Origin of the sequence: Hyalangium sp., assembly GCF_035629615.1 — a bacterium.
In the GTDB taxonomy this organism is placed as follows: Bacteria; Myxococcota; Myxococcia; order Myxococcales; family Myxococcaceae; genus Hyalangium.
Map to the genome: position 1 here is coordinate 22,784 of NZ_DASPHO010000358.1, position 6,706 is coordinate 29,489.

At 68.0% G+C, this 6,706-nt stretch carries 6 protein-coding genes; 4 read left to right on the forward strand and 2 right to left on the reverse strand.

From position 1 onward, the window contains the following. Positions 1–26: 26 nt before the first annotated feature. Positions 27–836, forward strand: a complete 810-nt coding sequence (locus VD972_RS18245) for an SDR family oxidoreductase (RefSeq protein WP_324988698.1) — start codon at positions 27–29, stop codon at positions 834–836. Positions 837–953: 117 nt separating this feature from the next. Here the strand turns inward: VD972_RS18245 and VD972_RS18250 are convergent, their stop codons facing one another. Then, on the reverse strand, positions 954–2,585 hold the full coding sequence (locus VD972_RS18250) for a S8 family serine peptidase (protein ID WP_324988700.1): 1,632 nt from the start codon (positions 2,583–2,585) through the stop codon (positions 954–956). A gap of 189 nt (positions 2,586–2,774) precedes the next feature. On the opposite strand from VD972_RS18250, the gene VD972_RS18255 reads away from it, so the two are divergent. Both VD972_RS18255 and VD972_RS18260 read left to right on the forward strand, forming a co-directional pair. After that, positions 2,775–4,379 (forward strand): fumarate hydratase, encoded by a 1,605-nt coding sequence (locus VD972_RS18255; protein WP_414654082.1) that lies wholly within the window; start codon positions 2,775–2,777, stop codon positions 4,377–4,379. A 9-nt stretch (positions 4,380–4,388) separates the two neighbouring features. After that, positions 4,389–5,360, forward strand: coding sequence for an ADP-ribosylglycohydrolase family protein (locus tag VD972_RS18260; protein ID WP_324988704.1), 972 nt, complete (start codon positions 4,389–4,391; stop codon positions 5,358–5,360). 7 nt (positions 5,361–5,367) lie between these two features. On the opposite strand, the gene VD972_RS18265 is transcribed toward VD972_RS18260, so the two are convergent. After that, positions 5,368–6,330 (reverse strand): ornithine cyclodeaminase family protein, encoded by a 963-nt coding sequence (locus tag VD972_RS18265; protein ID WP_324988706.1) that lies wholly within the window; start codon positions 6,328–6,330, stop codon positions 5,368–5,370. 118 nt (positions 6,331–6,448) lie between these two features. Here VD972_RS18265 and VD972_RS18270 point away from each other — a divergent pair. After that, positions 6,449–6,706: endonuclease/exonuclease/phosphatase family protein (locus VD972_RS18270; RefSeq protein WP_414654081.1), on the forward strand; the 258-nt coding region annotated here is incomplete at its 3' end.

The following is a 6,706-nucleotide window of genomic DNA, read 5'->3' on the forward strand; positions in this document are numbered from 1 at the left end:
GTCCACTCCTCTGAAAGAATGGTTGCATGGCCAGCATGCAAGGGAAGACCGTCGTCATCACCGGGGCTTCGTCGGGGATCGGAGAGGAGCTCGCCGTGGTGCTCGCTTCACGGGGGGCGAACCTGGTGCTCGCGGCACGCAGGCAGGAAGAGCTCGCCAAGGTGGCGAAGCGGTGCGAGCAAGCCGGAGGGCGCGCCCTCAGCGTGCCGACGGATGTCTCGGATCAGGAGGCCTGCCGGCGCATGGTGGAGCGAGCGGTGGAGGCCTTCGGCGGCATCGATCTCCTGGTGAACAACGCGGGCGTCACCATGTGGGCCCGGCTCGACGAGGTGACGGACCTGTCGCTCTACGAGCGCCTCATGCGGGTGAACTACCTGAGCGCCGTCTACTGCACGTACTTCGCCCTGCCCCACGTCAAGACGCGCAAGGGGCTGCTGGTGGCCATCTCCTCGCTCATGGGGAAGACCGGCGTGCCCACTCGCACGGCGTACGCAGCGAGCAAGCACGCCATGCAGGGGTTCTTCGACTCCCTGCGCGTGGAGCTGCTGGGCTCGGGAGTGGACGTGCTCGTGGTGTCTCCAGGGTTCGTGGACACGCCCATCCGCTCGAGTGCGGTGGGACCGGATGGCAAGCAAGTGCAGCAGAGCCAGCGTGTCGAGAGCGGGGACACCATGGACGTACACACCTGCGTGGCGCAGATCACCCGCGCCATCGAGCGTCGCGAGCGCGAGCTGGTGATGACGACCAAGGCCAAGGTGGGAGTGTTCCTCAAGCTCGTGGCGCCGGGGCTGGTTGACCGGATCGCGCTGAAGGCCATGCGGAACAAGAACTCGTAGCCTTCACGCACGCTCCGGCTCGAACCAGGAGAGCGCTGGCCGTCGATGGCGCCAGGCGCCAAACCTGTCTGACAAGCAGACAGGTTCGGCCCGAGCACGTCCGGCCGGCGCCCTCTCCTACTGCAGGATGAGCGTGAAGCTCTCCCAGGGACCGATGGCCGTGCGGTTGGCGTTCACTGCGCTGCCGCCGCCGCCCTCGGCCACCACCCAGTGGCCCGTGTAGGACTGCAGGGCCACGCTATCGCCGCTGAAGATCGTCCCACTGCCGTTGAGCTTCCAGATGCGGAAGGTCTCCCACTGCGCCGACACGGTGCGGTTGGCGTTCACCACCCCATTGCCGCCGCCCTCGGCCACGACATAGTGGCTGCTGTCGGCACGCAGGTAGACGGTGTCCCCGGTGTTCAGCGCGCCATCGTTGAGATCCACCAGCGTGAAGCTCTCCCAGGGTCCGATAGCCGTGCGGTTGGCGTTCACCCCCCCACCGCCACTGCCCTCAGCGACGACGTAGTGCCCCGTGTATGCACGCAAAGAAGCGTTGCCCAGCCCCGAGTAGAGCAGCCGGTTGGGCGAGCCCGCCCCGGCGTTGCCCACCCGGTTCGGCGTCGCGGTGCCAGTCAGGAACGTGGCCACTGCCGCCGGCGAGGCCCACGGGTGCTTCTCCATGTACAGCGCTGCCGCCCCCGCCACGTGAGGGGTGGCCATGGAGGTGCCGCTGATGGTGTTGGTGGCCGTGTCGCTGTTCCACCATGCCGAGGTGATACCTCCGCCGGGCGCGAACAGATCCAGGCACGGACCGATGCTGGAGAAGGAGGAGCGGCTGTCGTTGCTGTCCGTAGAGCCCACGGTGAGGGCCGCGGGAACCCGGGCTGGCGAAGAGGCGCACGCATCCGCGCCGGAGCCATTGCCCGCGGCCACCGCATAGAGCACCCCCGCGTTGATCGAGTTGTCCAGCGCGTCATCCAGCGGCTGGTAGGCCCCACCGCCCAAGCTCATGTTCACCACCGCTGGCTTGATGTGGTTGGCCGTCACCCAGTCCACCGCACCGATCACCGTCGACCAGGCCGCGCCGCCCGAGCAGGGGAACACGCGCACCGAGTGCAGCGTCACGCCCTTGGCCACGCCATAGGTGGCACCGCCGATGGTGCCCGCTACGTGCGTACCGTGGCCGTTGCAGTCGCTGGCACCGTTACCGTCCGAGACGCCCGTCCAGTCCAGCGAGACGCGCCCGCCGAACTCGGCGTGGCTGGCGCGGATGCCCGTGTCGATGATGTAAGCGTGCACCCCGCTGCCCGTGGCTCCCGCGGCATAGTGGCTCGTCAGCGGCAAGTCGCGCTGATCCACGCGATCGATGCCCCACGTGGCGCCCGACTGCGCGCCGTCGGGGTACACCCAGCCATCCTCCGCCACGTACTTCACCGAGGGATCCGCAGCGAGCGCGCGCGCCTGCACCTCGCTCGTGCGCACCACGAAGCCCCGCAGCGCGTGCTCGAAGAGCCGCTCCGCCTTCACGGCGTGCCGCCCCTCCAGAGCCTGCGCCATCGTCTGGACACCCGCCGCGGCCAGCCCGGCCTTGGCATCCTTCAGCACCACCACGTACTGGCCCGCGATCTGATCCTTCGCACGCAGGAAGCTGCTCTGCGTGGCCAGCTGCTCGGCCGGTGCCTCCTGCACCGCCCCCTCACCCGCCTCATACCCGCAGCCCCCAAGGGCCATCACGCTCAGCGCCAAAATGCTCCGCTTGAACTTCATACGTTCTCCTTGCTCCAGGGACGCCCTCGTCCCCAGCAGACTCATCGCCCGCATAACCAACAAAGCATGGAAGACTGACAAAGCAGGACTTATGGAATATTGCCATCAGGGCGATCGCGGCACGACCTGTGGTAACTGGAAGCCCTCTCTCGCGAGGATCTCACCGTGAGCGCTTTCACCTACCAGGACATGCTGCCGCTGGGCGAGGACACCACCCCGTACCGGCTGCTGACGAGTGACTTCGTCTCCACCTTCGAGGCCGGTGGGAAGACCTTCCTCAAGGTCGAGCCCGAGGCGCTCACCCTCCTCACCCGCGAGGCGATGCGCGACATCGCCCACCTGCTGCGCTCGGGGCACCTGGAGCAGCTGGCCTCCATCCTGAAAGACCCGGAGGCAACGTCGAACGATCGCTTCGTGGCGCTGGAGCTGCTGAAGAACGCCAACATCGCCGCGGGCCGCGTGCTGCCCTCCTGCCAGGACACCGGCACGGCGATCGTCATGGGCAAGAAGGGCCAGTACGTCTTCACCGGCGCCCATGACGAGGAGGCCATCTCCCGCGGCATCTTCGAGACGTACACCACGACGAGCCTGCGCTACTCGCAGCTGGCGCCGCTGGACATGTACAAGGAGGCTAACACCGGCACCAACCTGCCGGCGCAGATCGAGCTGTATGCCACCGAGGGCGACGCCTACAAGTTCCTCTTCATGGCCAAGGGCGGCGGCTCGGCCAACAAGAGCTACCTGTTCCAGGAGACCAAGGCGCTGCTCAACCCGGACAGCCTGATGAAGTTCCTGGATCAGAAGATCCGCTCGCTGGGCACCGCGGCGTGCCCGCCGTACCACCTGGCCGTCGTCGTGGGTGGCACCTCGGGCGAGTACGCGCTCAAGGTCGCCAAGTACGCCTCGGCGCGCTACCTGGACACGCTGCCTGTCAGCGGCAGCAACCTGGGCCGCGGCTTCCGGGACGTGGAGCTGGAGGAGAAGGTGCACCAGCTCACGCGCCGCATGGGCATTGGCGCGCAGTTCGGCGGCAAGTACTTCTGCCATGACGTGCGTGTGATCCGCCTGCCGCGGCACGGCGCGAGCTGCCCGGTAGCCATCGCCGTCTCCTGCTCGGCGGATCGGCAGGCGCTGGGGAAGATCACGAAGAGCGGCATCTACCTGGAGCAGCTCGAGACGGATCCGGCGAAGTACCTGCCGGAGACGACGGACCCGCAGCTCGGCGGCGAGGTGGTGAAGATCGATCTGAACCGGCCCATGTCGGACATCCGGGCCGAGCTCAGCCGCTACCCCACGAAGACGCGCCTGTCGCTGTCCGGGCCGATGATCGTCGCACGCGACATTGCCCACGCGAAGATCAAGGAGCGCCTGGATCGGGGCGAGGGCCTGCCCCAGTACATGAAGGACTTCGCCGTGTACTACGCGGGCCCGGCGAAGACGCCGGCGGGCTATGCCTCGGGCAGCTTCGGCCCCACGACGGCGGGGCGCATGGACAGCTACGTGGACCTGTTCCAGTCGCAGGGCGGCAGCCAGGTGATGCTGGCCAAGGGCAACCGCTCCAAGGCGGTGACGGAGGCGTGCAAGAAGCACGGCGGCTTCTACCTGGGCAGCATCGGCGGCCCGGCGGCCCGGCTGGCCCAGGACTGCATCAAGAAGGTGGAGGTGCTCGAGTACCCCGAGCTCGGCATGGAGGCGGTGTGGAAGATCGAGGTCGTGGACTTCCCCGCCTTCATCGTCGTGGATGACAAGGGAAATGACTTCTTCGCGGAGCTCAACGTCTCCGCCAAGGACTGAGGCCTGGCCATGAAGCGTTCCCAGTTCATCGGCTGCATCGCCGGCCTGGCCGTGGGGGACGCACTGGGCTACCCGGCCGAGTTCCGCACCCGCGTGCAGCTCCTGCGCGAGGTGGGCCCCGAGGGCATCACCGGCTTCCTCCGCTTGAAGGATTCCCGCTTCTCCCGTCCCTTCATCATCGGGCCGGATCATCCTCCGGGGACCTTCACGGACGACACGCAGATGACCTTGGCGGTGGCCGAGGCACTCCTCTCTCACGGCCGTGGCGGACGTGACGCGCTGATGCAGGAGATGGGGCGCCACTTCGTCGCGTGGCATCGCTCCCCAGACAACAACCGAGCGCCTGGAGCGACTTGCGGCCGGGGCTGCGAGAACCTCGAGCGCGGCGTACCGTGGCGAGAGGCAGGCGTGGCGGAGAGCAAGGGCTGCGGCAGCGCCATGCGCGTGGCCCCCATTGGCCTCTTCTACGAGGATCTGGACGAGGTGGAGTCGGTAGCCCGGGACTCTTCGCTCCTCACTCATGGGCACCCTGCGGCGCTCGAGGCCTCCGCCGCGGCCGCTTTGCTGGTGGCCCTCGCTCTGCGCGGCGTCTCTCCGCCCCAGATGTACGAGGAGATGATGCGCCGCTGTGGAGGCCGCAGCCCGGACTTTGACCAGTGTCTCTCCAAGGTACCGGGCCTGCTGAACCACCCCCCGGAGCAGGTACTCACCACGGCCATGCTGGGTGAGGGTTGGGTGGCCGAGGAGGCCGTGGCCAGCGCCCTCTACTGTTTCTGGCGCCACCCGGACGACTATCGCGCCGCGGTGCTGGAGGCCGTCAACACGGATGGTGACTCGGACAGCCTGGCCACCATCACCGGCTCGATCAGTGGGGCCCGGCTGGGGCTGGAAGCCATCCCCGCCGAGTGGGTGCAGGAGGTGGAGCGCTCCACCTCTCTGCAGGACGTGGGGGCCCAGCTCGCCGCAGCGCGTGGGCTGTAGCCCTTGCCTACCCGCTGCCCACGAGATCGAACATCTGGCCCACGCCCTTGGCCCGCGCCACCTCGTAGAGCGCCCTCGCCAGCGCCACGTCCTGCACCGCCAGCCCCGTCGAGTCGAAGATCGTGATCCCGTCTCCCTGACGCCCCGGCTTCTTCCCCGCCACTACCTCGCCCAGCGTGCCCGCGATCTGCTCCTTCCGGAGCTGACCGTCGTGCAGCGGCACGTTCACCTCGCCCGAGTGCAGCGCCTGCTCCTCGTCGTCGATGAAGATCCGCCCGTCCTGCAGGATGCGCGGATCCAGCTCCTGCTTGCCCGGTGCGTCCGCGCCCATCGCATTGAAGTGCGCGCCCGCGTGCACCCACTCGCGCTTCACCACCGGTGAGCGCACCGGCGTCGACGTGCACACGATGTCCGCTCCCGACGCCTCCTGCAGGCTCACCACCCGCCCACCCTTCTCCCTCTGCAGCGCCTGCGCCGCCGCCTCCGAGGCATCCGCCAGCAGCAGCTCGAGCCCCTGGAAGAGCGCCCGGTGCGCGTCAATGAGGACCCGCGCCTGCACCCCGCACCCCACGAGCCCCAGCGTGCGCGGCTTTGGACGCGCCAAGTACTTCGACGCGACGCCGCCCGCCGCTCCCGTGCGCCACGCCGTCAGCAGCGTCCCGTCCATGATCGCCAGGGGTGACGCTGTCTCCGGATCGCTCAGCACGTACACCGCACGCACCGTCGGCAGCTGGTGCTTCTCCGGGTTGCGCGGGTGCGCGTTCACCCACTTCACCCCCGCCGCGCCGTCCAAGAACGCTGGCATCGCCCGGAAGTCCCCGTCGTACTTCGGCAGCGAGAGGTACACCTTCGGAGGCATGAGCGCCTCGCCCAGGCCATGCGCCCGGAAGGCACGCTCCACCGCGGTGAGGCCCAGCTCCACGGTGTAGAGGTTGCGAAGATCGTTCGCGCTAAGAAGAAGGGTTGGCATGCGCGCCTTATACCGGGCGAAAACTCCCTCGGAAACGCTGGCGCAGATTTCCCGATAATCCACTGGTTCATTTATTCCAGGCTTCGGAGCCCTGCTCAGAGCCCCTCTCGGGAGTTCCATGCGTCAACGCCATTTCCTCGTCCTCTCGCTCGCCCTCGTCGCCACCCTCACCCGCTGCGCACCTCCGGACGCCGAGCCTGAGACGACCCCCACCCCGGCTGAGAGCACCCAGGCCCTCACTCCCGGCGGGGGCCTGCGGTTCATGACCTACAACATCAAGCACGGCGAGATCAGCAGCCTGGAGAGCATCGCCAGCGTCATCAATGGCCAGGCCCCCGTTCTCGTCGCGCTCCAGGAGGTGGATGTCCTCACCAAC

What these genes read in the sequence shown, in the direction of transcription:
- VD972_RS18245 (WP_324988698.1), top strand. Translation starts at nt 27, where the DNA reads ATGGCCAGCATGCAAGGGAAGACCGTCGTCATCACCGGGGCTTCGTCG.
- VD972_RS18250 (WP_324988700.1), bottom strand. Translation starts at nt 2,585, where the DNA reads ATGAAGTTCAAGCGGAGCATTTTGGCGCTGAGCGTGATGGCCCTTGGG.
- VD972_RS18255 (WP_414654082.1), top strand. Translation starts at nt 2,775, where the DNA reads ATGCTGCCGCTGGGCGAGGACACCACCCCGTACCGGCTGCTGACGAGT.
- VD972_RS18260 (WP_324988704.1), top strand. Translation starts at nt 4,389, where the DNA reads ATGAAGCGTTCCCAGTTCATCGGCTGCATCGCCGGCCTGGCCGTGGGG.
- VD972_RS18265 (WP_324988706.1), bottom strand. Translation starts at nt 6,330, where the DNA reads ATGCCAACCCTTCTTCTTAGCGCGAACGATCTTCGCAACCTCTACACC.